Origin of the sequence: Arthrobacter sp. AG258 (assembly GCF_004364695.1) — a bacterium.
In the GTDB taxonomy this organism is placed as follows: Bacteria; Actinomycetota; Actinomycetes; order Actinomycetales; family Micrococcaceae; genus Arthrobacter.
Map to the genome: position 1 here is coordinate 581212 of NZ_SOBI01000003.1, position 21110 is coordinate 602321.

At 66.9% G+C, this 21110-nt stretch carries 21 protein-coding genes and 1 pseudogene; 15 read left to right on the plus strand and 7 right to left on the minus strand.

What is annotated here, in order from left to right:
• Window positions 1-19: 19 nt before the first annotated feature.
• Entirely contained in the window at window positions 20-1171 is a 1152-nt protein-coding gene (locus tag DFO47_RS09105) for a GGDEF domain-containing protein (protein ID WP_133831415.1), read from the minus strand.
• A 247-nt stretch (window positions 1172-1418) separates the two neighbouring features.
• Between DFO47_RS09105 and DFO47_RS09110 the strand changes: the two genes are divergently transcribed.
• From DFO47_RS09110 to DFO47_RS09155, 10 genes and pseudogenes are all read left to right on the plus strand, one after another.
• The gene (locus DFO47_RS09110; protein WP_133831416.1) at window positions 1419-2780 is read left to right on the plus strand and encodes a hemolysin family protein; all 1362 of its coding nucleotides are present in this window, start codon (window positions 1419-1421) and stop codon (window positions 2778-2780) included.
• Window positions 2773-3813, plus strand: coding sequence for a hemolysin family protein (locus DFO47_RS09115; protein WP_109044214.1), 1041 nt, complete (start codon window positions 2773-2775; stop codon window positions 3811-3813). Before DFO47_RS09110 ends, DFO47_RS09115 begins: the two co-directional genes overlap by 8 nt.
• A 286-nt stretch (window positions 3814-4099) precedes the next feature.
• Window positions 4100-5263 (plus strand): ribosome small subunit-dependent GTPase A, encoded by a 1164-nt coding sequence (rsgA, locus tag DFO47_RS09120; protein WP_133831417.1) that lies wholly within the window; start codon window positions 4100-4102, stop codon window positions 5261-5263.
• Window positions 5264-5307: 44 nt separating this feature from the next.
• Window positions 5308-6018, plus strand: a complete 711-nt coding sequence (locus DFO47_RS09125; RefSeq protein WP_133831418.1) for an alpha/beta hydrolase — start codon at window positions 5308-5310, stop codon at window positions 6016-6018.
• 49 nt (window positions 6019-6067) lie between these two features.
• Window positions 6068-7168: pseudogene (locus tag DFO47_RS09130) on the plus strand (agmatine deiminase family protein).
• Entirely contained in the window at window positions 7165-8937 is a 1773-nt protein-coding gene (locus tag DFO47_RS09135; RefSeq protein ID WP_133831419.1) for an amidase, read from the plus strand. The pseudogene DFO47_RS09130 and the gene DFO47_RS09135 overlap by 4 nt, the downstream one beginning before the upstream one ends.
• A gap of 183 nt (window positions 8938-9120) precedes the next feature.
• Window positions 9121-9864, plus strand: coding sequence for a pentapeptide repeat-containing protein (locus tag DFO47_RS09140; RefSeq protein ID WP_133831420.1), 744 nt, complete (start codon window positions 9121-9123; stop codon window positions 9862-9864).
• Window positions 9865-9923: 59 nt separating this feature from the next.
• Window positions 9924-11174 carry a D-arabinono-1,4-lactone oxidase gene (locus DFO47_RS09145; protein WP_133831421.1) on the plus strand — a complete coding sequence of 417 codons (1251 nt, stop codon included), beginning with the start codon at window positions 9924-9926 and terminating at the stop codon, window positions 11172-11174.
• A 9-nt stretch (window positions 11175-11183) separates the two neighbouring features.
• Entirely contained in the window at window positions 11184-11522 is a 339-nt protein-coding gene (locus DFO47_RS09150) for a hypothetical protein (RefSeq protein ID WP_133831422.1), read from the plus strand.
• Window positions 11523-11628: 106 nt separating this feature from the next.
• Window positions 11629-12777, plus strand: coding sequence for a Vms1/Ankzf1 family peptidyl-tRNA hydrolase (locus DFO47_RS09155; protein WP_133831423.1), 1149 nt, complete (start codon window positions 11629-11631; stop codon window positions 12775-12777).
• Window positions 12778-12846: 69 nt separating this feature from the next.
• On the opposite strand, the gene DFO47_RS09160 is transcribed toward DFO47_RS09155, so the two are convergent.
• Window positions 12847-13383 (minus strand): MarR family transcriptional regulator, encoded by a 537-nt coding sequence (locus tag DFO47_RS09160; protein ID WP_133831424.1) that lies wholly within the window; start codon window positions 13381-13383, stop codon window positions 12847-12849.
• A 128-nt stretch (window positions 13384-13511) separates the two neighbouring features.
• Window positions 13512-14333: a LysR substrate-binding domain-containing protein gene (locus DFO47_RS09165; RefSeq protein WP_208294390.1), complete on the minus strand. Its 822-nt coding sequence runs from the start codon at window positions 14331-14333 to the stop codon at window positions 13512-13514.
• Here DFO47_RS09165 and DFO47_RS09170 point away from each other — a divergent pair.
• On the plus strand, window positions 14296-14700 hold the full coding sequence (locus tag DFO47_RS09170) for a DUF5997 family protein (protein WP_026265045.1): 405 nt from the start codon (window positions 14296-14298) through the stop codon (window positions 14698-14700). The genes DFO47_RS09165 and DFO47_RS09170 overlap by 38 nt on opposite strands.
• A 3-nt stretch (window positions 14701-14703) precedes the next feature.
• Here DFO47_RS09170 and DFO47_RS09175 read toward each other — a convergent pair whose 3' ends face one another.
• Complete coding sequence (locus DFO47_RS09175; protein ID WP_018763390.1) at window positions 14704-15084, minus strand: VOC family protein; 381 nt, start codon at window positions 15082-15084, stop codon at window positions 14704-14706.
• 154 nt (window positions 15085-15238) lie between these two features.
• Between DFO47_RS09175 and DFO47_RS09180 the strand changes: the two genes are divergently transcribed.
• Window positions 15239-15856, plus strand: a complete 618-nt coding sequence (locus DFO47_RS09180; protein WP_243835405.1) for a hypothetical protein — start codon at window positions 15239-15241, stop codon at window positions 15854-15856.
• A 60-nt stretch (window positions 15857-15916) separates the two neighbouring features.
• On the plus strand, window positions 15917-16525 hold the full coding sequence (locus DFO47_RS09185; RefSeq protein ID WP_133831426.1) for a hypothetical protein: 609 nt from the start codon (window positions 15917-15919) through the stop codon (window positions 16523-16525).
• Window positions 16526-16546: 21 nt separating this feature from the next.
• On the opposite strand, the gene DFO47_RS09190 is transcribed toward DFO47_RS09185, so the two are convergent.
• Together DFO47_RS09190 and DFO47_RS09195 are read right to left on the minus strand one after the other, a co-directional pair.
• Complete coding sequence (locus DFO47_RS09190; protein ID WP_133831427.1) at window positions 16547-17029, minus strand: pyridoxamine 5'-phosphate oxidase family protein; 483 nt, start codon at window positions 17027-17029, stop codon at window positions 16547-16549.
• Between the two features lie 66 nt (window positions 17030-17095).
• Window positions 17096-18487, minus strand: a complete 1392-nt coding sequence (locus DFO47_RS09195) for an NAD(P)/FAD-dependent oxidoreductase (RefSeq protein WP_133831428.1) — start codon at window positions 18485-18487, stop codon at window positions 17096-17098.
• 108 nt (window positions 18488-18595) lie between these two features.
• On the opposite strand from DFO47_RS09195, the gene DFO47_RS09200 reads away from it, so the two are divergent.
• Window positions 18596-19336 carry a TetR/AcrR family transcriptional regulator C-terminal domain-containing protein gene (locus DFO47_RS09200; RefSeq protein WP_133831429.1) on the plus strand — a complete coding sequence of 247 codons (741 nt, stop codon included), beginning with the start codon at window positions 18596-18598 and terminating at the stop codon, window positions 19334-19336.
• Between the two features lie 15 nt (window positions 19337-19351).
• Here the strand turns inward: DFO47_RS09200 and DFO47_RS09205 are convergent, their stop codons facing one another.
• Window positions 19352-20281 (minus strand): NADP-dependent oxidoreductase, encoded by a 930-nt coding sequence (locus DFO47_RS09205; RefSeq protein ID WP_133831430.1) that lies wholly within the window; start codon window positions 20279-20281, stop codon window positions 19352-19354.
• Between the two features lie 150 nt (window positions 20282-20431).
• Between DFO47_RS09205 and DFO47_RS09210 the strand changes: the two genes are divergently transcribed.
• Window positions 20432-21110: mandelate racemase/muconate lactonizing enzyme family protein (locus DFO47_RS09210; RefSeq protein WP_133831431.1), on the plus strand; the 679-nt coding region annotated here is incomplete at its 3' end.

Consider the following 21110-nt stretch of genomic DNA (forward strand, 5'->3'; position numbering starts at 1 on the left):
AGTCCGGAGCCGCGCCGCCCTACAGCATCTCGTCGCTGCGGGCGGCGCGGTTCCTGCCCAGCGATTTGGCCCGGTAGAGGGCGGCATCGGCCGAAGCGATGAGGCGGTCCACGCTGGAGGTGCCGGCGTCGTAGACGGAAATCCCGTAACTGGCCGTGGGCAGCTCCAATCCGCCCGGCGCGGCAGCGTCGGCCAGCCGCCTGCTGATCTCCTCCGCGATTGCCTCCGCCCGCTCGGCGCTGGCCCCGGGAACCAGGATGACGAACTCCTCCCCGCCATACCTCCCAGTCAAGTCCGTGGAACGCACGGTGGCTACGCAGGCGTCAGCGAAGGCCTTCAGGGCAAAGTCCCCGGCAGCGTGCCCGTAGGTGTCGTTGACCGTCTTGAAATGGTCCAGGTCGGCAAGGATCAACGCCCCGGATCCGCGGGTGATGGCGCGGTCTGCGAGCTGCTCGGCGGCAAGGTCCAGGAACGCCTTGCGGTTCAGGAGCCCGGTGAGGTCATCGCGGGTGGCCACCACGCGGAGGGCGCGCGTCTGCTGTTCGCTGCTCAGTGCTGCCATGCTGAAGGAGACCACCACCAGCATCACCATGGTCACCATGGTGGTCACGGCGGACCCGAAGACCGTGACGAACACTGGACCGTCCTGGCCGTCCAGGAGGAAGGCCACCCACCGGAACAAGTAGAAAACGGACAGCCCTCCCGCAGCCACGGCCATGGGAATGCGGACCCTCGAGTAGCCGGGTTCCAGGCGCCACAGCTCATGGGATGCCAGCCCGATGGTGGCGCTCATGGCGGCGAGGAACACGGCGCCACCGGACCATGTGTTGGTGGCCGGGTGGTCCAGCACGGAGGCAACCAGCGTGACCAGCGGGATGCCCGTGAAGGCCCACTTCGGCGGCGGCGCCGTCCGCAGGGAACGTGCCCCGGCCCAGACCGCCACCGCACCGTACACCAGAACCGCGTTACCCAGCGGATTGGCCCAAACCTGGTGGGGGGTGCCGTTCAGCAGGAAGCAGCCCGACCCCGCCAGGAAGAACACCAGGGCAACGCACCACCAGCCGCTGTACGGCGAGCGCGTCACCCGGTATGCGGAAAAGTAGAAGAGGACCACCAGCGCCAGGGCCATCAGGCCAAACGCGATGCGCAGGGTTGCGGTGTCCAGAACCATATGCAGGAAGTCCCCCCAAAAGCCCGAATGCTGCCGCAGCAAGTATCACACCCCGCCGCGCCTGGCAGAAGAACCCCGCACCATGATTAAGCGCGGAACCCCGCTCTGGACGGGATCTGGAACCCCGCTGGGAACTTCGCCGGCGGGAGCGGAGTTGAACCGGTTATGGACGACCCTCCTTCACACATGCCCTGGCCCCTCTGCCGCCTGACCGGACCACCGGCCACCACAGGAGAGGGGCGCCCCAATGTATGAATGGATCATGCTGGGCATCGGCCTGGTCCTGACCGTCGGTACCGGCTTCTTCGTCGCCTCCGAGTTCGCCCTGGTGAACCTTGACCGGCATGACCTCGAGTCCCGACAGGCCCGCGGCGAGAAGCGGCTGGGCCCCACCATCAAAGCGCTGCGGATCACCTCAACACACCTTTCCGGTGCGCAGCTGGGTATCACGCTGACCACCCTCCTCACCGGCTACACCTTTGAACCGGCCATCAGCCGGCTGCTCAGCGCGCCGCTCACCTCGCTGGGCGTTCCCGATGCGGTGGTTCCCGCCGTTGGCTCCGTTGCCGGGATCTTCCTGGCCACGGTCTTTTCGATGGTGGTGGGCGAGCTCGTCCCGAAGAACTTCGCCCTGGCACTGCCGCTGGCTACCGCCAAGGTGGTGGTCCCGTTCCAGGCCCTGTTCACGGCTGTGTTCAAGCCGGTGATCCTGCTCTTCAACAACACAGCCAACCGGATCATCCGGGGGTTCGGGATCGAACCGAAGGAGGAGCTCTCCGGTGCGCGCAGCGCGGAGGAGCTGAGCTCCCTGGTGCGCCGCTCCGCCGTCGAAGGGGTCTTGGACCTTGACCACGCCACCCTGTTGCGCCGCACCCTGCGTTTTTCGGAGTACAGCGCAGCGGACGTGATGACTCCGCGCGTGCGCATGGCGGCTGTCGCGTCCGGTGACACCGCCGAGGACATTGTGGCCCTTGCCACGGCGACCGGCTACTCCCGCTTTCCCGTGATCGGCCGCGACCGGGACGAGGTGCTGGGCCTCCTGCACGTCAAGCAGGCGTTCGCGCTGCCCCTGGACCAGCGCGCCGGGACCACCGCGGCGGGGCTGATGGTTGAACCGCTCAGGGTTCCGGAGTCGATGGGCGTGGACACCCTCCTGGGCCTCCTCCGCCGGCAGGGGCTCCAGGTGGCCATCGTCTCCGACGAGTACGGCGGTACCGCCGGAATCGTCACGCTCGAGGACCTGGTGGAGGAGATAGTGGGTGAACTCGAGGATGAACACGACCGCGCACGGGCGGGTGTGGTCCGGGTTGGCCGGTCCGTCACGTTCGACGCGGCGCTGCGCCCCGATGAACTGCTGGACCGCACCGGCATCGAGGTTCCGGACGGGGAGGAGTACGACACAGTTGGCGGGTACGTCACGGACCAGCTGGACCGGCTGCCGGAGCTGGGCGACGAAGTGGCGGTCGACGGCGGCGCCCTCCGTGTGGAGCGCGTGGCGGGGATGCATGTGGAGCGGCTCCGCTTCACTCCCGCCGGGGCCGCCGAACCGCCGCAGAGCCCGCATGACCGGATGATCGACAACCTGACCCAGGAGCTGGCCCATGAGTGACTACCTTCCCGGCATCATCTGGCTGGCCGTGCTCCTGCTGGTGAACGGCTTCTTCGTCGGTGCCGAGTTTGCCGTCATTTCCGCACGCCGGTCCCAGATTGAGCCCAAGGCGGAGGCGGGGAGCAAGGCGGCCAAAACCACCCTCTGGGCCATGGAGCACGCCACCCTCATGCTGGCCACCAGTCAGTTGGGCATCACTGTCTGCTCGCTGGTCATCCTGAACGTCTCCGAGCCCGCCATCCACCACCTCCTGGAAATCCCGCTGGGCCTGACATCCCTGTCCTATGAGGCGATCAGCATCATCGCGTTCGTTGTGGCGCTGCTGCTGGTGACGTTCCTGCATGTGGTGGTGGGGGAAATGGTGCCCAAGAACATCTCCTTCTCGGTTCCCACCCGGGCGGCCCTGTTGCTCGCTCCCCCGTTGGTCCTGGTGGCCCGGGTATTCAAACCGGTGATCTGGTCGCTGAACGGGATTGCCAATGCCGTCCTCCGGCTCTTCCGGGTGGAACCCAAGGATGAGGCCACCAGCGCTTACACGCTGGACGAGGTCGCCACCATCGTGGAGCAGTCCACCAGGGACGGGATGCTGGCTGACACCAGCGGCACCCTGAGCAACGCGTTCGAATTCACGGCCAAGACCGTGGCAGATGTCCAGGTCCCCCTGGCGGAGATGGTGCTGCTGCCGGAGTCGGCCACGCCTGCTGATATCCAGCTGGCCGTAGCCAGGCACGGCTACTCCCGGTACATCCTGACCAACCCGGCCGGGGAACCTGGCGGCTACCTCCACCTGAAGGACGTCATGGACCTGACCACGGCCGCGAAGTTCCACCAGCCGGTGCCGGCCAAGCGGATCCGGCGCCTCGCCTCGGCCTTTGCCGGCGCCGACCTTGAGGATGCGCTGGCCGCCATGCGCCGGACGGGGGCCCACGTGGCCCGGGTGTTCGACGCCGGCGGCAGGACCACCGGGATGCTCTTCCTCGAAGACATCATCGAGGAGCTGGTGGGCGAGGTCCAGGACGCCACCAGCGCCTAGCGGCCGGAGGGGGGTGGATCCACGGGAGTCCGCACCCTTGTGGTCCAGGCTCTGGTGCCCGACGCCGGCGGCCACTAAAGTGGGTCCCGGCCCCATCCTGCCGTTCCCGGCAGGGTGACGGGACCCGCACGAGGGAGAGGAGGTGGCTTTGATGACTGCAACTGCCGCGCGCCGTGAGCGCCCCGCATCAACACCATCAACCATCCTTTCCCGTTGCACGCGCCGTTCCTGAGATTCCTGACCGGTACCTCGCGCCTGCTCCGGGAACCTTTCCGAGGACACCAACGTGCATATTCCTTCAGGCAACGCCCTGGACAACCCTGGCATCAACAACCCTTCAACGGCCGAGGGCCCTTTCGCCTACGGCTACACGCCCGCCGTCGCCCGCCATTTCGCCGCGCATCCCAACCCCGAGGCCACCGGCACCGGGCGGGTGGTGCGCGTGGACCGAACGCTGCTGCTGGTCGCCGTCGCCGACGGGCTGCTCCACCTGCCCTACCCGCTCACCGGCGACCAGCCCGTCACCGGTGACTGGGTCTGGATCGGCCCCAACCGCGCCGGCGGGCGCCAGATCCTGGCCATCCTGCCCCGCCGGTCCGAGCTCAGCCGCAAACGTGCCTTCGAGGACTCGTCCGCCGAGCAGGTCCTTGCCGCCAACATGGACACCGTTGGCGTGGTGGTGCCCGTGGACCGGCCGCTCACCCACAACCGGCTGGAACGGACCCTGGTGGCGGTATGGGACTCGGGCGCCACTCCCCTGGTGATCATCACCAAGGCTGACCTTGCGCAGGTGGCGGACGACGTCGTCGGGAAGGTGGTCCTTCAGGCGGCGGGCGTGGACGTGGTGACCACCTCTGCCGAGAACGGCGACGGCATCGACGAATTGATGGGCCGCATTCCGGCCGGAGGCACCATTGTGCTCCTGGGTCCGTCCGGAGCCGGCAAGTCCACCTTGATCAACGCCTTGGCGGGGCAGGAAGTCCAAGAGACCGGTGCGGTGAGGTCCGGCGATTTCAAGGGCAAGCACACCACCACCGCCCGCGAACTGGTGCCGCTGTCCAACGGCACGGTGCTGATGGACACACCCGGCGTGCGGGGTTTCGGGCTGTTCGACGCCGGCGAAGGCCTGGGCGGGATGTTCGGCGACGTGGAGGAACTGGCCGCAAGCTGCCGGTTTGCGGACTGCGCGCACGGAACTGAGCCCGGTTGCGCAGTCCGGGAAGCGATTGACGGGGGCGTCCTGGAGGAACGGCGCTGGAATTCGTACCTGAAGATGCAGCGTGAACTCGCAGCCCTGGCCCGCCGCTCCGACGTTGCCGCCCAGCGCGCCTACCACCGGGAGTGGCAGCAGAAGGTGGTCTCCGCGGGAAAGTCGCAGCGCTCCGCAGAACGCGAGGCCTTCGAACGCGGCAGCCGGAACGCCGGGAAGGGCCGGAACCGGAAGCGGTAGCGGCCCCTTGCTCCGGCGCAGGGGGTGGGGGGTAGGGTGCGGTCATGGACATCATCCTGGTACCCGGATTCTGGTTGGACGCTTCATCCTGGGCGGAGGTGACACCTGCCCTGGAGGCAGCGGGCCACCGCCCCCACCCCCTGACCCTGCCCGGACTGGAATCGGTGGACTCCAGTCGGGCCGGAATAGGGCTGCAGGACCACATAGACGCCGTGGTCCAGGCCGTCGATGCCATCGGCGGCAAGGTGGTCCTGGTGGGGCATTCGGGAGGTGGCGCCATCATCCACGGGGCCGTTGACGCACGGCCGGACAAGGTGGAGCGCGCCATCTACGTGGACAGCGGCCCACTGGGCGAAGGGGGTGTGATCAATGATGAACTGCCCGCCGAGGGTGACGACATTCCCCTTCCGCCTTGGGAAAGCTTCGATGACGCCGACCTGCTGGACCTGGACGACGGGCTCCGCCGGGCCTTCCGCGCACGTGCCGTTCCCGAACCGCGGGGCGTGGCCTACGGCAGGCAGCACCTGCATGACGAGCGCCGCTACGCCGTGCCCGCCACTGTGATTGCGTGCGAGTTTCCCGCGGCCCTGCTCAGGGAGTGGATCGCGGCCGCCAGTCCGTTCGTCGCCGAGCTGGCGCGGGTCCACGACGTCGACTATGTCGACCTGCCCACCGGCCACTGGCCGCAATTCACCAAGCCGGCGGAACTGGCACGGGCCATCCTGGCGGCAGTTGACCGGTCAGGTATGGACTGAATCGGCGTAACCCTTGCGCACGACACATCCGCCTCTCCATAATAAATGAATGTCATTCATTTATTCGACCGCCGTTGGGGCCACCGCCGCCCCCAACCACGTTTCGCCCTCCGCCACCACCGGGATGCCCGCCGAGTGGGAGGCCCACCAGCGCACCTGGATGGCATTTCCGCCACCCAACGAAACCTTCGGTCCAACAGGAAGCCCCACCCTTGACCGCGCCCGCGCCGCGTGGACCAGGGTGGCACAGACCATCGCCAGGTACGAGCCGGTCACCGTGGTGGCCGATCCCCGGGACGCCACGGCCGCACGGGAATGGCTCGGCACGGGCATCGACGTCGTGGAGGTCCCCCTCGATGACGCCTAGCTTCGGGACAGCGGACCCACCTTCGTACACCAACCGGACGGATCAGTGGCCGCCGTGGACTGGATCTTCAACGGTTGGGGCGCCCAGGAATGGGCAGCCTGGGGCAACGACGAAGCAGTGGCAAAGGCCGTCGCCGCCACAACCGGCGTCCCCGTCCGGACAAGTCCACTGGTGAACGAGGGCGGCGGATTCCACGTGGACGGTGAGGGGACAGTGTTGCTGACCGAGACCGTCCAGCTTGATCCCGGCCGCAACCCCGGCGCCACCAAGGACTCCGTGGAAGCGGAGGTTTCCGCGGCCCTGGGGACCAGCAAGGCCATCTGGCTGCCGCGCGGACTCACGCGCGATTACGACGAATTCGGCACCCGCGGCCATGTGGACATCGTGGCAACCTTCGCTGGACCCGGCACCATCCTGCTTCACCGCCAAGACGACCCCGCACACCCGGATCACGCCGTCTACCTCCAACTGAAGGCGGTCCTGTCCGGCCAAATGGACGCCCAGGGCCGGCCGCTGCGCATTATCGACGTTCCCGCGCCCACAACCCTCAAGGACGACGAAGGCTGGGTGGACTGGTCCTACATCAACCACTACGTGGCCAACGACGTGGTGGTGCTGTGCAGCTTCGATGATCCCAACGACGCCATCGCCGCAGGCATCCTCGAGCGCGCGTACCCGGGCCGAACGGTGGAACTGGTGGACGCCCGCGACATCTTCGCCTTCGGCGGCGGCATCCACTGCATCACCCAGCAGCAGCCTGCCCCGAGGGAGGAGGCCGCGTGAAACTGGTCGAGGAGCAAAAGTCCGCACCCGCAGCCCGCCCGTTCAACGTCGTCGAGGCCGGCATCAGCCGGCTGCGTGCGGCGCTCGAGTCCGGCGAGGTCACCAGCGAGGAGCTGGTGGAGCTGTACCTGGAGCGGATCCGAAAATATGATTCATCGGGCATATGTCTAAATGCCATGGTGGTCATGAACCCGGCGGCGGTGGCCGAGGCGCAGGCGTCCGATCGGCGCCGGTCGGCCGGCTTCACGCTGGGCCCGTTGGACGGCATCCCCTACACGGCCAAGGACAGTTACCAGGTCCGCGGCCTCACCGTGGCCGCCGGTTCCCCGGCGTTCAAGGACCTGGTGGCGCAGCGCGACGCCTTCACCATTGAACGGCTCCGGGCCGGCGGCGCAGTCCTGATCGGGCTTACCAACATGCCTCCCATGGCCAACGGCGGGATGCAGCGCGGCGTGTACGGCCGGGCAGAAAGCCCCTACAACGCGGACTACCTCACGGCCGCCTTCGCGTCAGGTTCATCCAACGGCTCCGGGACCGCCACCGCCGCCAGTTTCGCGGCGTTCGGCCTCGCGGAAGAGACCTGGTCCTCCGGTCGCGCCCCGGCCTCCAACAACGCCCTGTGTGCCTATACCCCCTCGCGCGGGGTCATTTCCGTCCGCGGAAACTGGCCCCTGGTGCCCACCATGGACGTGGTGGTTCCGCACGCCCGGACCATGGCCGACCTGCTCGAAGTCCTGGACGTCGTGGTGGCGGACGACGCCGAGGCACGCGGGGATTTCTGGCGCGTCCAGCCGTGGGTGCCGGTACCCAAGGCATCAAGTGTCCGCCCGCCGTCGTACGTTGAGCTGGCCGTGCCGGACGCTTCCGCAGCAGCCGGCGTCCTCGCGGGCAAGCGGCTGGGTATCCCCCGGATGTACATCAATGCCGATCCCGACGCCGGGACGTCGGACCATCCGGGCATCGGTGGTCCCACGGGGCAGCGGATCAATACCCGGGACTCGGTGCTGGACCTCTGGAACGCAGCCCGGCAGGACCTCGAGGCCGCAGGCGCGGAGGTCATCGAGGTGGACTTCCCCGTGGTGTCCAACTACGAAGGGGACCGGCCGGGCGCGCCCACCATCGCCACGCGGGGATTCGTGTCCCCGGAGTATCTGCGGCGGGAGATCGTGGACCTGTCAGCCTGGGCGTGGAATGACTTCCTTGATGCAAACGGTGATCCGCGGCTGAACCGCCTGTCTGACGTGGACGGCTCCGCCATCTTCCCAGCCCCTGAAGGTTCGCTGCCGGACCGCTACGACGGGTTCGATGACGACATCAGCGACTATCCCGCCTGGATCCGGGAGTACGGCGTTCCAGCCCTGGCCGATATTCCGCACCTGCCCGAAGGACTGGCGGGGCTGGAGGAAACCCGGCGCGTCGACCTGGAGGAATGGATGGACCGGCTGGGACTGGATGCCGTGGTGTTCCCGGCAGCTGCCGACGTTGCACCCGCCGATGCCGACAGCAACGAAGCTTCCGCAGACATCGCGTGGCGCAACGGCGTGTGGGTGGCCAACGGAAACCTGGTCCCCCGGCACCTGGGCATCCCCACGGTCACGGTCCCCATGGGAGTTGCGGCTGACCTTGCCATGCCCGTGGGCCTGACCATCGCCGGCAAAGCGTACAGCGACACGGACCTGCTCCGGCTGGCCGCGGCCTTCGAAACCACCGGCAGCCGCCGCGTCCCGCCGCCGCGCACCACGCAGGCGGGAGATACAGGGACCTCCTGACAGAGCACGCCCGCAATGGCTATTCTGGTCCCAGTGAATTCCATGCATTCCCAGTGACCTCCCGCTGCCGGCAGTTCTTATCCTTCCATACAGGAACGGTGATTCCGTGCGCCCCGGAGGGGAACCCGAACCCGGGTTCCCCTCCTTTCCGCACCCTTATCGGAACCACCCCAGGGAGCCCCCATGGAACCCACCACCCCACGCCTCACACCTGACTGCACCCAGTGCTTTGCACTGTGTTGCACCGCCTTCGGATTCACCCGCTCCGCGGACTTTGCCATCGACAAGCCGCCAGCCACCCCGTGCCCCAACCTGGCAGGCGACTTCTCCTGCACCATCCACCGCAGCCTGCGCGCCCGCGGGTTCGCAGGCTGCACGGCCTTTGACTGCTTCGGTGCCGGCCAGGCCGTCAGCCAGCGGCTCTTCGGAGGGACCAGCTGGCGGGAGGACCCCCGGTCGGCCAAGGACATGTTTGCCGCCTTCAAGGTCCTGCGGCAGCTCCACGAAATGCTCTGGCAACTGGACCGGGCCGAGTCGCTTGCTTACAGCCCGGAAACGGCACGGGAGGTGGGCCAGGTACACAGCCTCGTACAGGGAATCGCCGGTGGAAGCCTCGAAACGGTCCTTGCAGCCGACGTCGGGTCCCTCCATGAGAGTGTTGGCGCGGTTCTGCGGGAGGTCAGCGAGGAGGTCCGCGCAGGTTACTTCGACCCCGATCCGCGCGTTGTCCGCCTGGCTCCAAGTGCCGACCTGGCAGGCGCCGACCTGCGGGATGCAAGGCTGGACGACGCCGACCTGGCGGGAGCGCTGTTCCTCACCCAGGCGCAGGTTGCCGCGGCGCGGGGCAGCGCGGCCACGAGCCTCCCGGCGGGTATCGGACGGCCCGGACACTGGCGGGCCGCCGCCCGCACAGCGGAAGTGCCTTGACATCCCACTTTGTTAGCGCTGACAGTGGGATGACCCCAACACCAAGCGAAAGCCACTCAATGAAGAACTGGGCAGGAAACCTCCAATACTCCTCCGCTGATGTCCGGCGGCCGGAATCGGTCAGCGAACTGGCTGCTATCGTCGCCGGATCGACGCGGGTGAAGGCCTTGGGGTCACGGCACTCATTCAACAGCGTCGGCGACACGGACGGCATGCACGTCCTCCTCGATGCACTCCCCCAGCAGGTGGAGGTGGGTGCGGACCGTTCAACGGTCCGGGTCAGCGGCGGGGTGAGCTACGGTGCCCTGTGCCGGAAGCTGGAAGAGGCCGGCCTTGCCATCCACAACATGGCATCACTGCCGCACATCTCGGTAGCCGGCGCGGTGCAGACTGGCACCCACGGTTCCGGCGTCAACAACCCCGCACTGGCCGGCGCCGTGGAATCGATCGACATGGTTCGGGCCTCGGGCGAGCAGGTCACGCTGTCCCGGAAGGACGGGGACGATTTCCTGGCCAGCGTGGTGGGCATGGGTGCCCTCGGCATCGTCACCGGGCTGGAACTGGCGGTACGGCCAAGCTTCAGCATGCGCCAGCGCGTCCTGGAAGACCTTCCGTGGGATGCCGCGCTGGAGGACTTCACCGCCATCGTGTCCAGTGCGTACAGCGTCAGCCTCTTTACGGACTATGCCGGTGACACCGTCAACCAGGTCTGGCTCAAAGCCCTTGCCGGGGAAGAGCCGCTGGCCAACCTGTACGGCGCCACACCGGCCCAGCGCCCGCGCCATCCACTGCCGGACATGTCTGCCGAGAACTGCACCCTCCAGCTGGACCAGCCCGGGCCCTGGCTGGACCGTCTGCCGCATTTCCGCCATGAATTCACGCCGAGCAACGGGGACGAGCTGCAAAGCGAGTTCATCCTGCCCATCGGGCAGGCCCCCGCGGCCCTCCAGGCGGTCCGGGCCCTCGCGGACGAGCTCGCACCCCTGCTCTTCGTCTCGGAGATCCGCACCGGCGCCGCCGATGAGTTTTGGCTCAGCCCGTTCTTCCGGCAGCCGAGCGTGGCCTTGCACTTTACCTGGAAGCCGATGCAACCCGAGGTGGAGGCTTTCCTTCCGGTCCTTGAAGAAGCCCTGCGGCCCTTCGGGGCGAGGCCGCACTGGGGGAAGCTGTTTACCGCGGACGCTTACGACTGGGAGAAGCTCTATCCGCGCTTCGCAGACTTCCGGGCCTTCGCCGCCGGGCACGATCCGGAGGGCAAGTTCCGGAATGGGCTCCTGGACAGCATCCTGGGGGTTCCCGCGCGCCGGTAGGCTGGAAGCATGATCCGCCGCCACGCAGCCCTCACCGCCGTCCTGTCCGCAGGTTTGTTGTTGACCGGATGCGGAGCGGCAGGGGACGCGGCCGGCAACGCGGCCAGCGCCGCCGCTTCCCAGGCCGCCTCCGCCGTTGCCCAGGAGGTCACCAAGCAGATCTGCGCCAGGGTCCAGGACGGACTTGTCAGCGTGGACGATAAGAAGGCGCTGGCAGGGTTGGTGTCCGCGGCCCGGGAGGCCGGGGTCCCGGCGGAAATCACGACGCCGCTCGGCGACGTGGCTGCATCCGGGGACCAGGTGCCGGCGGACTCGGTCAAAGCCCTCAAGGACGCCTGCCAAGCGTAAAGCTCCAAGGGGGGTCGGAAGTCCCTTCAGCGTGCCCCACTCCGCGGCTACGGTAAATTGACGAACCGCACCCGGGGTTGCGTCAGTACGCGCGGAGGAGACCGTCATGGCAGAACAACCTGGTTCGGGCCTGGAAGCGTACGCACACCTCTTCCGCCTGCAAGGTCCGTGGTGCACGGCCTATGTCGCCGCCGGGACCGGGACGGTGGACACCTTGGAAGCCGGCGACGTCAGGCCCGGCAACGCCCAAACCCGGCTTGAAGCACAGGGGGCAACATCCGCCGACATCCAGGCAATGGGCCAGGTTCTGACACCGGCGGCCGGTGTGCCCGCTCCTGCGTCCAGGTTCGTGTTGGTCCGTGCCGGGAAAGCTGAAATCAACGAGGTGCTCCCCGGCAGCCCCATACTCCCTGAATATATGGAAGTTGGGCCAGTCCCGAACCTGATCCCCCTCCTCAAGCACCGGCCGGAAGTAATTCACTACATCGTTGCAGAGGTAAGCCGGGAACACGGAGAAATCAGGTTGTACCGCACCGGGGCGAGCTTTCCAGGCAACGTGCGGGAAGTGGAAGGAAGCTCCGAGCACGTCCACAAATTTCATGGCGGCGGCTGGTCGCAGCTGCGTTTCCAGCACCACACAGAGGAAGTTTGGCGCCGCAATGCCAGCGACGTGGCGACGGAAATTGACCGGGTGGCAAGCGGCAGCCACGCGAGGCTGATTGTTCTCGCAGGTGACGTCCGGGCGCGCGGGCTGGTGCAGGAAAGCCTCTCGGACTCCAGCAGGGCTCTCGTCTCGGAGGTGGATTCCCATACCCATACGGCCGGTGCGGACAGTGCCGACCTGGATGACGAGGTGAACCGGCGCGTAGCCGCGTTGTGGGCAGAGGAGCAGGACGCCGTGCTTGACAGGCTGGCGCTTCAGGGAGGCAGGCCCAATTCGGGTTCCGCCCGCGGAGTCGATGCGGTGGTCAAAGCATTCCAGCAGGCGCAGGTGGAATGCCTGATCATGGATGACGCCGCCTTGTCAGGAGGGACCCTGCTGGCGTTGGATGCCGAACCGTGGGTCGCCGCCGCCCCGGACGAAGCCTTGGCTGCCGGAATTCTTGGCGTAGTTCCGGGCCCTGCGGCACTGGTGCGCGCCGCAGCCCTGACCGACGCCCGAGTCCTGTTGGTACCGGGACCGCTTCTGCCGGGCAACGACCACGTTGCGGCCCTGCTGCGCTGGCATTCCGGACCGGAAATGCCGTCGTCGTAGCACCAAGGGCATGCGCTGGTCATCGAATGATCGACTGCCGAACCGCCGGCACTGCAGTTGCGTGGCCGATTATCCGCCTGGACGGGATTGGTCCCAGCCGCGCAAGCCGCCGGCACGGCTGGCCTGGCCGCGGTGCCCCGTACGGTGTTCGGGCGGCGCGAAGGGAACTACTCCGGAGTCATGGCCCGGCGGGACCGCGTGGACGAACTTCGTCAGCTCCTCGCGGAGGGCTTTCCACGAAATATCGGAGTCGCGCGGGTAGGCGTTGACCTCCGCTTCCCGTGCGGCTTCGACCGCGGCACTGCCCGCATCCGTCAGTTCCACCTTTAGTTGCCGGCGGTCCGTGACCTGGCGGGTCCGGGTTATCAGGCCGGCGGCTTCGAGCCGCAGGAGGACCCGGCCCAGCGTCTGGCTCTGGACCCGGATTTCCTCCGCAAGTTGTTCCTGGTTCAGCGGACCGTCCGTCAACCCTTCCAGGGCAATGACGGCGGCACGGGTGAGGCCAAGGTGCGCCAGGGCATCGTCCTGGCGCCGCTGGATCAGGCGCGCCGCCAACGCGATCAGGCGGTAACTGCTCCGGGCATCAGGATCGAGGTTGCTGGTCATCGGGCCGCGGCCTTCCTGCAGGTGGCAAGGTGCTGGTCACCCCGCGTCGCTACCCTCCTACAATAAGCATGCTTAGCAACATATTCGCAAGTAGACTTATTATTTGGCCGCGACGGACCCGTAAATGATTATCTTTTGCCCTTTTTCCGCGATCCCCTGCCACGGCCCTTGTCCGGGTTGGGAGCATAACGCTGGGCCACTTTCGGGGCTTTTTTGGTCCCGGTTCCCCGCCGGTCCGGTTTGGGATCCTTCTTTTCCTTGACCGGCTGGGCAGAGGGCTGCCGCGAACTGTGGGCAGTGCGCCCGCGGACGATGCCGATGAACTCTTCAAGGACCTCGTCCGTGGCGTCAACAGGCCAGGCCAGCCCGATTTCCGTCCCGTCCAACCCGGTCAGCCGCCGCGCCACCGTGTCTTTGACGTTGAGGTGGCGCGCCACCGGCATGGGGAGGATCACCAGCCCGGCGCCGGTGGCAACCACCTGGAGCGCCGCCTCCGGTCCACCCAATGAGGCCACATCCAGGATCAATTCCTCTTCCAGGTCGGCGAGCGCCACTTCCTCGAACACGGAGATCTCGTGGCCTTTGGGGGCCACCACCACGGGCTGCTCCTCATACAGCGGGATGACATTGAGGCCGGTCCGGTCCACCGGAAGCCGGACAAAGGCCATGTCCGCCCTGCCGTCGCGAAGCACCTCCAGCTGGTCGCCGTCGTCAACCATGGATGCGCGCAGCGGAATATCCTGCATCCGCTCCTCCCACCGGCGGATCCACTTACCGGGCGTCACTCCTGCCACGTAGGAGATGCGAAGCATCCGCGGCTCTGCGCCGGCAACGGCGTCAGGGGCGTCAGGGGCAGGGGTATTGTCGGCGGGCACGTCTTCACAGTACCCGCCGCCCGGATACCCTTGAAGCATGACCTCTGCAAACTCCCAGTCCATGAAGCCGGCCACCGTTGCCAAGAAACTTGGCATCTACCTGCCTGCTGCGCCGCAGGAGTTCCAGGATTCAACCATCACCCGCGAGGAATTCGCCGAGCTCCAGGCCAACCCGCCGGAGTGGCTCGCCGAGCTCCGCCGCAACGGCCCGCACCCCCGCCCGGTGGTGGCACAGAAGCTGAACGTGTCCATCAGCGGCCTTGCCCGCGGCGGCGTGGAGGAAGCGCTTACGACGGCGGAAATCACCGCCCTGCTGCAGGCACCGCCACAATGGCTGGTCACCGAGCGTTCCACGCACGCTGCCGTCCGCGCCGAGGCCCAGCGGGTCAAGGAAGAGGCGGCGAAAAAGCAGGCCAAGAAGGACCGCGCGAAGGCGGAGTAGCCCTCAGTCCTGGTGGATCTGGATGTAGTTGCCGCAGCCGTCGTCGAACACGGCACTGGTGCCGAAGGGATCCGTGGTGGGCGGCGTCTTGAAGCTGACGCCGGCCGCCGTCAGCCGTTCGAATTCGGCCTGGACGTCCGGGACGCCGAAGACGATGGCGGGCAGGCCCGCTTCGCGCACGGCGTTCATGTAGTCCGCGCCGATCGGGTTGTCGCTGGGCTCCAGGAGCAACCCCGTGGAACTGTCGTCGGCGCCGGGGTCCTTGATGATGTAGAGGTTGTACTCAGGCATGGCCATGAGCGTGTCAAAGCCCAGGGTCCCCGTGTAGAAGGCATGGGCCGCTGCGGGATCCTGGACATGGATGCTGCACATTTTGATACGCATGGGTCCACGCTACCCACCTCCCGATGCTTTGCAGTACCCCCTGTGGCCATTCCCTGACGCCATTGACGCGGTGCCCGGAAGACGATGCAATGGAATGACCAGCCCGGGCGTTCCGGCCGGGGCCTGCGGGCGCTGGAGGTGCACAATGTCAGCCATGGCCGAATTCCTGTTCCAGGGACTGCATCAAGGTGCGTGGGCGGTCCTGTTGTGTGGTCCGGTCCTGGTTGCCAGCGTGGCCGCCACAGTTTTTGCCGTAAGACGCCGGGCACTGGGACCCAAGGGCCGCGCCGCCGAGGTGCCGGACCAGCTGTTCTGGGACCTTTTCCTGGGCTCGTGCGTTGCACTTCCGGCGTTGATCATCCCTGCGATGGTGTCCCCCTGGTCCGGGCTTGTCATGGCGGGCGCGGCGGTGGCCGCGGGAATTGCCGCCCACCACGCCACCCCCCGGTACCTGGCCTGGCATGCGGGCCGCCGTGAGCACCGCCGGCAGCTCTCTGCCCATCAGGCGGCGACGGCTCGGCATGACGAGCTTTTGCTCCGCTGGCGCCGCTATGAGCTCGATCCGGCCAGCATGATCGACTACCCCGCCCTGACGGACGTGCGCCTGCCGGAGACCTCCGCCCTGATCAAGGCGATGCGCACGGCGGACCAGCTGCGCACTGCCGCGCACGCGAAGTACCCGGACGCCGTCGGGAGCCTGGCGGCAACCCTGGCGGCGGCCGAACGGGCTTCCGGAATTCCATCCCGCCAGCCGGCCGACCGGGCCGGCTGAGGTTAACTGCTGTGTCGGGGGCGGTGGATCGGGCCGCCGCCCCGGCGATAGCATCCGAAGATGAAGCCTGAGGAAGTGCCGGTCCATGACAAGTTCGGCCGGCTGTTGGAGGACCGTGGAGTCTGGCGCCAAGCCACCACCCTTGAGGCCGCCGGGGAACTGACGGCCCGGTGGCTGGAGGGCGGGAGTTCCTACCAGCCCGGGCACTTTGCCCCGGGCTCCGACGACGAGACCAGGCCCATTGCCGGAGCGTTGGCCGAGCTGAACCGGCACGGGCTGTTCACCAAGGAATCCCAACCTGGCATCCGGGACGGTGCGGCGGCGCAACGCGAATACGTCACGGGCTTCTGCAGTGCCGCCACCGCTGGTGAACTGCTGGCGCTGTCCACCCGCACCGAACTGGTGACGGTGGCGCACGCGCCTGGCGAGGCCAGCAGCGCAGCCATCCCCGTCACCATCGCCGGATCGGAAGTGACCACGGTCCTCGGCTCCAGCGAAAACCCGGTGGAAGAGGAACAGATCCGGGACTGGGCCGTGGAAACCAACGATGCCCTGGCCCTGCTCCTCGCGGACTCCTGGTACGTGGAGATCCTGGATCCGCTGTGGGGCCGCAATGACGTGCTGCTGCCGGCAGTCCTGCAGGCGTTGAAGAGGGCGGAGCAGCCGTAGCCGCTCCGCCCCCTGGTTCTGCTAAAGCTCCACGGTTCCGCTCTCGCCAACACTAATCCGGCTGTTGGTGACCTTAGACTTCACCCACTGCAGCACGGTGGCCGCAGTGCCACCCGGGCTGGTCCAGTACTCCGCGGAGTCCGATTCGACCCGGAGCAGGCACACTTCGGGGGTGTCCGGACCGTCGGGGAACCACGCCTCGACCACCTGGTTCCACATTTCGTGGATCTTGGCCCGGTCCGTGACCACCTCGGCGGTTCCGGCAACGGAAACCCATTCGGTGTTCTTGCCAAAGGCGACGTTGACGCGCGGATCTGCCCGGACGTGCGCCACCTGCGAGGTGCCCAGGCCGGTGAAGAACCACATATCGCCGTCGTCCATGACCTCCTGGACTGCCAGCGGCCGGCTGACGAGGGCGCCTTCTTCGTTGATGGTGGTGACCATCCCGATCTTGGCATCGTTGATGATCTCAGTAACCTTGCTGATGCTCTGCGCGTCAGTCATGCCTCACCTCGTTCGTCTGAAGTCGGGGACGCTCCCCGCCGCCAGCCTATTAGTAAGCATGCTTATTTACCAGCCGGCGGCAACCGGAACCTTCGCCACCTCGGCGATGCGCGCGGCGGTCAGGCGCCCCATGCGGACGGCACCGTCGACGTGCTGGTAGCCTTCCGCGGCCAGGTCGGACGAGGACCAGTAGATAGGACCCACGGGTGCCAGCTGGTCCTTGCCGTAACGATGCAGGCCGCCCAGGTCGTAGCTGGAAGCGTAGGCGCCCCGGGTCCACTCCTCCGAGCCCCAGTCGGACTCGTAGTAAACCTCCGGAGCCAGGGCTTCGTCGCCAAGGAAGCCGGCAATGGATTCCAGGATGGCCTTCTTCCGGGCGTCGGCGCTGAGCTCAAAGACGGCGTCCGCCTTCTCATCCGAGACGAAGCCCACCAGCGTGCCGCGGGAATCTCCGTAGTTGGTGTTGTCGTAGACCTCCTGCACCAAAGCATCCGCGCCAAAGCCGGTACCCGAAAGTCCCTTGTCCCGCCAGAAAGGAGTGGCGTAGACGGCGTGGACCTTGATGACCAGGCCCAGGGACTGGTGCTGGTGCATCTGGTGCTGGCGGCGCGGCAACGGCGGGTTGAACGAGACTCGGGAATAGAGGTTGGGCGGCACGGCCATGACCACAAACCGGGCGTTGACGGTAGCGCGGTCAGACTCGACGGCGACCCGGTAGCCGCCGTCGGCATCCTGCTCCCAGTTGATGGTGCGCACCGGGGAGTCCAGGACGACGTCGTCGCCCAGTTCCTGCGCCTGAAGCAGCGAAACCTGCTGCATCCCGCCCACAACGCGCCGGTCGAGGATGAAGTCCTCGTCCGTCAGGTGGGTGAACGAGCCGGCGGAGGCGGCCATCAGGACCGCCTGCAGGGCGGAGAAGGCGTGGGCCGGCTTGGTGAGCATGCCGCCCGCGATGAAGAGGCCGATGTTCTTGCAGGCTTCCTCGTTGGCCGAGTGTTGCCGCAGCCAGTGATGGAAGGAAATGGTGTCCAGTTCGCGGGCCTTCGGGTGGGCCCACGGTTCCGTGGCGCCAATCTCGGCGGCCAGGCCGTCCAGGAGGGCCACCAGGCGGTCCATTTCGACGGCGGTGTCCGCGTCCACGGGGAAGGAGTCGCCGGTGTAGCGCACGGGGGTGCCGTCCGCGCCGATGTAGATGGACTCGCCGTCGCGGTAGCGCGGGTAGGTCTCCAGGTTCAGTTCCCGAAGGAGTTCCAGGAGGGCGGTCTGGTCCGGGGAAACCCACTGGCCGCCAATCTCGAGCATGGCGCCGTCCACGGTGTCCGTCCAGGTGCGGCCGCCCACGCGGTCGCGGGCCTCAAGTACGGCGACGGTGAGGCCGGCCTTCTTCAGTTCACGGGCGGCGGTGAGTCCGGACGGCCCGGCTCCAACGACCACGACGTCGCGGTTCAGGTTCAGCATGATGTCCTCTCTTCGGCTTCCCTAGTGATGGAAACCACTAAATGAATGGCATTCATTTAGTAGAACTATAACCGGTGGCATCCGGGAGCGGAAGTCCCGGATGGAATAATGCTGGAGACCACCGACGAAAGGGCAGGAATGCCGGCACTATCAGCCGCACAGGGACGCGCCGCCACCAGCGGGGGCGCGCAGAAGAGGCGGGCGGGCAGGCCGTCGGCGGCGGTTTTGGACAAAGCGGGGATTACCTCGGCCGCGCTGAAGCTGGTCAGCCGCAAAGGCTATGACGGGCTGACCATGGCCGCCCTCGCCAAGGTGTTGGACGTTGCGCCGTCCGCCCTCTACAACCACGTGGCGTCCAAGCACGACGTGCTGCTCCTGGTGGAGGACCATCTGATGTCCTTGGTGGATGTCTCCGGATTCGGCGGCAGCAGCTGGGAAGACGCCGTGCGCACCTGGGCCTGGAGCTACCGGGATGTCTTTGCAGAACACACCCCGCTGATCCCCGTCATCGCCGTCCTGCCTGTGACGGATGCCCCGCAGACCCTCGCCATGTACGAGACCGTCAGCAAGGGATTTTCGGACGCCGGCTTTCCCCAGGACCGGATCGTACCCTCCATCGTGGCACTGGAGTCCTTTATCTTCGGCTCCGCCTACGACGTCACGGCGCCCGAGGACATTTTCGACGCCGGTTCAATGGCGGAATCCACGCCCTATTTCACGGCGGCCGTGAGACATTCGGCATCAGGGCAGGAGACCTCGGCCGGGCAGGAACGCGGCCGCCCGGCCGACACCGCCTTCCGCCTCGGACTCGAGGCGCTGATTGCAGGCTTCGGCGCAATCAGGAAATAGCGGGCAGTTGCGGACTCAGACTGTGTGATCCACCGTCACCACGATCTTGCCCCGGGTATGCCCCTCCATGTTGAGCCGGAATGCATCCGCGGCCCGGGCCAGGGGAAACACCTCGGCAACCTCCACCCGCATCTTCCTCTCATCCACCAGGTCCGCCAGTTCCTGAAGCTGGGCGCCGACAGGGCTGACCCACATCCAGGTGCCGCCATGCTCTTCAACGTCACTGTCGGCGATCGAGGCATGCCGTCCGCCTTCTGCAAGCACGTCGAGGGTGGCCGCCAGGTTGCCGCCGACAAAATCGGCAACCACGTCCACCCCGCCGGGCCGCAGGGGCCGGACCCGGTCGGCAAGACCGTCACCATACGTGACGGGGTGCGCGCCCAGGGAGCGGAGGAAATCGTGGTTCTTTTCCGACGCCGTCGCAATGACTTCGGCGCCCAGCGCCACGGCAATCTGGATGCCCAGGGATCCCACGCCGCCGGCGCCGCCATGGATCAGTACGGTCTCGCCTGCGCTGAGGCCAAGGCGGTTCAGCACCTGGTAGGCAGTCAAGCCCGCCAGCGGAAGGCCTGCGGACCCGTTCCAGTCAAGGGCGGCGGGCTTCCGCGCCAGGAGCCTTTCGGGCAAGGCAATGTATTCGGCGAAGCTGCCGCCGTGGACGTAGTCCTTGCGCCCGTAGGCGATCACTTCGTCGCCGGGTTTGAACTGCCGGGAATCGATTCCCACCGACTCCACCACGCCTGCCACATCCCATCCCGGGATCGCAGGGAACTGCAGGTCCATGGCCGCATCCAGGTAACCCGCCATGATCTTCCAGTCCACCGGATTGACTGCAGCCGCCTTCACCTTGACCAGGACCATTCCCGGACCCACCTTCGGCATTGGCTGCTCGGTGAGCTCAAGGACGTCGGGGCTGCCGTATTCGCTGTAGGTAATTGCTTTCATGCCTGGGTCAACAGCACCGCAGCCCGGCGCTATTCCTGCCACGATCCCGGAGTGGTGAGCGCAACAAAAGCCCAAACTTGTAATACAAGTTATCAACTTATATCCTAAAGAGGTGGGCGATGGAGCCCAGTCACGCCCCTAGGAGTATCAATGAGTACTGTCGATCTGATCCGGCACGTCAACCTGTCCACCGCGCGCCTGCCGCTCACTGTTCCCATCAGCGACGCCAAAGTCTTCACCGGCCGGCAGAAGCCCATGACCGAGGTGGTCTTCCTGTTCGCCGAGATCACCACCGAACTCGGGCATTCGGGCATCGGCTTCAGCTACTCCAAACGGGCCGGAGGACCGGCACAGTACGCCCACGCCAAAGAGGTCGCCGAAGGCCTGATCGGCGAGGACCCCAACGACATCGCCAGGATCTACACCAAACTCCTGTGGGCCGGGGCCTCCGTGGGCCGCTCCGGCGTCGCCACCCAGGCCCTGGCCGCCATCGACATCGCCCTGTACGACCTGAAGGCAAAACGCGCGGGCCTGCCACTGGCCAAGCTCCTGGGCTCGTACCGCGACTCGGTACGGACCTACAACACCTCCGGCGGCTTCCTCAACGCCACCCTCGAAGAAGTCAAGGACCGGGCCAGCCGGTCCATCGAGGAAGGAATCGGCGGCATCAAAATCAAAGTAGGCCTGCCGGACAGCACGGAAGACCTCCGCCGGGTCGCCGGCATCCGGGACCACATCGGCCCCGACGTCCCACTGATGGTCGACGCCAACCAACAGTGGGACCGCGCCACAGCCCTGCGCATGGGCCGCCGCCTCGAAGACTTCAACC

Excerpts from the sequence above, each read along its gene's own strand:
- DFO47_RS09105 (WP_133831415.1), bottom strand. The coding sequence starts at position 1,171 with ATGGTTCTGGACACCGCAACCCTGCGCATCGCGTTTGGCCTGATGGCC.
- DFO47_RS09110 (WP_133831416.1), top strand. The coding sequence starts at position 1,419 with ATGTATGAATGGATCATGCTGGGCATCGGCCTGGTCCTGACCGTCGGT.
- DFO47_RS09115 (WP_109044214.1), top strand. The coding sequence starts at position 2,773 with ATGAGTGACTACCTTCCCGGCATCATCTGGCTGGCCGTGCTCCTGCTG.
- DFO47_RS09125 (WP_133831418.1), top strand. The coding sequence starts at position 5,308 with ATGGACATCATCCTGGTACCCGGATTCTGGTTGGACGCTTCATCCTGG.
- DFO47_RS09140 (WP_133831420.1), top strand. The coding sequence starts at position 9,121 with ATGGAACCCACCACCCCACGCCTCACACCTGACTGCACCCAGTGCTTT.
- DFO47_RS09145 (WP_133831421.1), top strand. The coding sequence starts at position 9,924 with ATGAAGAACTGGGCAGGAAACCTCCAATACTCCTCCGCTGATGTCCGG.
- DFO47_RS09150 (WP_133831422.1), top strand. The coding sequence starts at position 11,184 with ATGATCCGCCGCCACGCAGCCCTCACCGCCGTCCTGTCCGCAGGTTTG.
- DFO47_RS09155 (WP_133831423.1), top strand. The coding sequence starts at position 11,629 with ATGGCAGAACAACCTGGTTCGGGCCTGGAAGCGTACGCACACCTCTTC.
- DFO47_RS09160 (WP_133831424.1), bottom strand. The coding sequence starts at position 13,383 with ATGACCAGCAACCTCGATCCTGATGCCCGGAGCAGTTACCGCCTGATC.
- DFO47_RS09170 (WP_026265045.1), top strand. The coding sequence starts at position 14,296 with ATGACCTCTGCAAACTCCCAGTCCATGAAGCCGGCCACCGTTGCCAAG.
- DFO47_RS09175 (WP_018763390.1), bottom strand. The coding sequence starts at position 15,084 with ATGCGTATCAAAATGTGCAGCATCCATGTCCAGGATCCCGCAGCGGCC.
- DFO47_RS09180 (WP_243835405.1), top strand. The coding sequence starts at position 15,239 with ATGGCCGAATTCCTGTTCCAGGGACTGCATCAAGGTGCGTGGGCGGTC.
- DFO47_RS09185 (WP_133831426.1), top strand. The coding sequence starts at position 15,917 with ATGAAGCCTGAGGAAGTGCCGGTCCATGACAAGTTCGGCCGGCTGTTG.
- DFO47_RS09190 (WP_133831427.1), bottom strand. The coding sequence starts at position 17,029 with ATGACTGACGCGCAGAGCATCAGCAAGGTTACTGAGATCATCAACGAT.
- DFO47_RS09195 (WP_133831428.1), bottom strand. The coding sequence starts at position 18,487 with ATGCTGAACCTGAACCGCGACGTCGTGGTCGTTGGAGCCGGGCCGTCC.
- DFO47_RS09200 (WP_133831429.1), top strand. The coding sequence starts at position 18,596 with ATGCTGGAGACCACCGACGAAAGGGCAGGAATGCCGGCACTATCAGCC.
- DFO47_RS09205 (WP_133831430.1), bottom strand. The coding sequence starts at position 20,281 with ATGAAAGCAATTACCTACAGCGAATACGGCAGCCCCGACGTCCTTGAG.